The sequence below is a fragment of the Dysgonomonas sp. Shenzhen-Wh21 genome, from assembly GCF_043392705.1.
GTDB lineage: Bacteria > Bacteroidota > Bacteroidia > Bacteroidales > Dysgonomonadaceae > Dysgonomonas.
Genome location: NZ_JAIXHZ010000171.1, coordinates 1 through 3,466, shown reverse-complemented (window position 1 = coordinate 3,466; position 3,466 = coordinate 1). Strand labels below are relative to the sequence as shown.

The 3,466-nt window shown below is 32.4% G+C and carries 3 protein-coding genes; all 3 read left to right on the top strand.

Annotated features, from left to right (window positions below; translation table 11 throughout):
• Window positions 1-646: 646 nt before the first annotated feature.
• Entirely contained in the window at window positions 647-1,525 is an 879-nt protein-coding gene (locus LDB17_RS12430; RefSeq protein ID WP_252639262.1) for an AraC family transcriptional regulator, read from the top strand.
• Between the two features lie 132 nt (window positions 1,526-1,657).
• Complete coding sequence (locus tag LDB17_RS12425) at window positions 1,658-2,542, top strand: site-specific integrase (RefSeq protein ID WP_252639263.1); 885 nt, start codon at window positions 1,658-1,660, stop codon at window positions 2,540-2,542.
• A 232-nt stretch (window positions 2,543-2,774) separates the two neighbouring features.
• The coding region (locus LDB17_RS12420) for a hypothetical protein (protein WP_393925049.1) at window positions 2,775-3,466 on the top strand (692 nt) is incomplete at its 3' end.

Here is a 3,466-nt window from a genome sequence, read left to right as displayed (position 1 = left end):
TCTCAACTTCAACTACTTCAAAGTAGTCCAACAAACCTTCGGGTAATAATAATTCATAGCCACTTTCCATTAAACAAAGTTAGGAAAAATTATATCTCCACAACTTTTAGGAAAGAGCCCTCAAAAGCCGATTTCTTTTTTTATGTAACATCTTGGATACCTTGCACGTCAAGATTTCAAGCTTATCTGGTGACTCTTGATATACTCTTGTGTGTTTCATATCTCCCTCTTTTATTATATGGACACTTATGACAATAAAAACTTACTTTATTCTAGCCTGATTTAATCTGCAACTTGTAATCCTTACCATCTTTAATATCCCAATTAATACTAGTACAAATGTCGATAGAAGATCGCGAGGTTTGCAGTTCCAATATTACCCAGTTATGTTCCAAAAGGGACTTTTTGGCTTATTTAATGTATATTAAGGTATAGAAATGTGTTCTATTGGGTTACAGGAAAAATTGTATTTCCTATTGTTATAGCAGCTATACAGTTATAAGTTAATATATTATATGAACAGATATTATAAAATAAACTTGTTATCATCTAACGAAAAGAGCAAAGAGGCGGCTTATTTTTCATGGTAAATGTTTGCTTTTCTTAAAATAATTGGCAATATTGCAGAAAGTGAATTGCTAATACCATGAGTAATAACACTCTTACGACATTTTCTTTTGCCGAAATCGCAAAAAAGAATGAAGACTTTACCGTTCTTAACTTTGTTTCGGTTAACTCTACACAAGTTCCGCCAAAGATATCAATCAACTACCCTTGCGCTATTGAAGGCATCCTTATGGGGCTATGCCTTAAAGGTAATGCTACAATAAAAATTAATTTCAGAGAATATAAAATCAAAGAAAACACAGTATTTACAGTACTTCCTAACCAAATAATGGAAACTACTGAAAAAACTGATGACTTATTTATCGGCGTTCTGATTTTTTCAAATGACTTTTTTGTTGGTGAGCCTCTACTCAAAAATTTTAATATTGTAGATAAGATTATTTATCATCCATGTATCGATCTGTCGGTTGATCACGTAGATTATCTACTGCAATTACACTCGTTTATTGTAGACAATATAAATAAGGAGAAGCATATATATACGGAAGAAGTAACCAGAAACTTACTCTTGGCTTTAGTTAAAGAAACAGTTTCAGTATATTCAAATGAAAGATTAAAGGAACATACCAAAGCCTTTTCTCGTAATGAAATTATAGCTGAACAGTTTTTCAGACTGTTATTTGAACACTACATCAAGGAGAGAACAGCCTTATTTTATGCCAATAAACTATGTATCACATCGAGGTATCTGTGCAGAATATTGAAAAAAACAACCGGCCAATCGACAAGTACATGGATAGATAAGATCGTGATTATGAAAATAAAGGTTATGCTGAAATCTACAGAACTCACTGTGGTTCAAATATCGGAAGATCTAAATTTTTCTAATTCTTCTTTCTTTTCCAAATTTTTCAAGAAACATACCGGATTAACTCCCCTAGCATATAAAGCCATTTAATTTGTATCACCTTCCTTATATAACTACAAGACGCTATTCTTATAAGCTTCTGATGCCATTTCTATCTTTTGCTAATATTTATCGTTATTTTAGCACTTTGTTAACTAGTATTGATAATTATCCTAAATTGAAATGTTAGATAAACTAAAGAATGTCTTTTTTCACAAGAAAAATGAATCGCTATTATTGAGCGATTATGTTGAAATACAAACTCAGGAATTACAAATTAATAGGCAATATCGTACAGCAAGGGCATATCGTAGTATGCTCAATTGCTTTGTGGCGTTCAACAAAGGCGATGATATATTGCTTGCGAAAATTGATAATGCAATGGTAAAGCGTTTCGAAATGTTCTTAAAGAAAGAGGGTAAATCCTTAAACACAATATCTTTTTATATAAGAAACCTGAGAGCTGTATATAATAAAGCCTGTAAAGAATTACTTGTTCCTCGTCCTGTAGCCAATCCGTTCGATAATACTTTTATCGGAATAGAACGAACTACCAAAAGAGCAGTGCAGGAACATATTATAAAAAAGATTGCTAATCTGGATCTTAAGCACGACGCAGGGTTGGAGTTTGCTCAACAACTATTTATGTTCAGTTTCTATGCCAGAGGAATGTCATTTGTAGATATAGCCTACCTGAAAAAGAAAAACATCAAGGATGGGCACATTGCGTATCGTCGCCACAAAACAGGACAATTATTAAAAATCAGACTTACTGACAAAATTATCTCCATTATAAAACGGAATGAGAGCAAGACAGAAGGTTCGGAATATCTATTACCCATTATATTAAGTAAAAAGATAGAAGACAGGCTTCAATATGAGAGCGCCTTGCGCACTTATAATAACAGACTTGCCAAAATATCTATATTATTGGGATTGGACAATATATTGACTAGCTACGTTGCACGCCATAGTTGGGCTACCATAGCCAAAAATAAAAATATTCCTTTACCTGTAATAAGTGAAAGTTTGGGCATAATTCTGTGCAAACAACACAGATATATTTAGCTTCATTCAACAGTGCAACACTCCATAAGGCAAATATGAAAGTAATTTCTTCTATTTGAATTAAAGCAGGGATATTTTTTCTTGAATTATAAACCAATTCACTTTTAACAAATATTTCTTGGTTAATCGATACAGCATTTATATTTTTACGCCTGACCCGATAAGTTCAAAATTGAATTTAATCTAATATCAATTTCTGTCATTTCCTAAGTGACAGAAAAACATTTAGCAAATGAGCAACTCCGGTATCTTCAGGTATATTGAATTAGACAATGGCATTTGTAGAAAATTATATGAAGCGAGTGATAGCTTTGTGTATATACTAAATGGTAACATAACAGTGTCTTACGAAAGAAATAGACGAAGGAATCTAGCCACAGGAGAGACGCTCCTTATAACAAAAGATACGTTTATACAATTTGAGATAATAGACAAGGCTGTCTTGATATTTCTGAAACTGGAAAATATTGTCAGACATTTTTCACAGACTTCAATAAAGAGTCTTATAGAAATTTCGGAGGGTGAGGAGTGGAATATACTGAAAGCGAGAGGTCACTTCCATGAGTTCTGGAGGCTAATATTTCTATATCTTAAGGATGGTATAGACATGAATGGTATAGATCAATTAATAGAGGATCAGTTGTTTATGTTGATTAAAGAATATTACTCGATGAAGGAGATAAGTGTGTTTCTCCATCCTCTATTAGATGAGAATATATTGTTCGCAGACTTGGTTAAAAACAACTGTTTAAGGGTAAATTCTATTTCTGAATTGGCTCAACTTGCAAATTATAGCTCATCAGGCTTTATAAAAAAATTTCAAAAATGCTTCAATGAAGCTCCTTATCAGTGGATAACGAAATTTAAAGCTAAAAGGATTATGCAAGACATATGTTTTACTCAGGATTACTTTTGTGAAATATC

What these genes read in the sequence shown, in the direction of transcription:
- LDB17_RS12430 (WP_252639262.1), top strand. Translation starts at nt 647, where the DNA reads ATGAGTAATAACACTCTTACGACATTTTCTTTTGCCGAAATCGCAAAA.
- LDB17_RS12425 (WP_252639263.1), top strand. Translation starts at nt 1,658, where the DNA reads ATGTTAGATAAACTAAAGAATGTCTTTTTTCACAAGAAAAATGAATCG.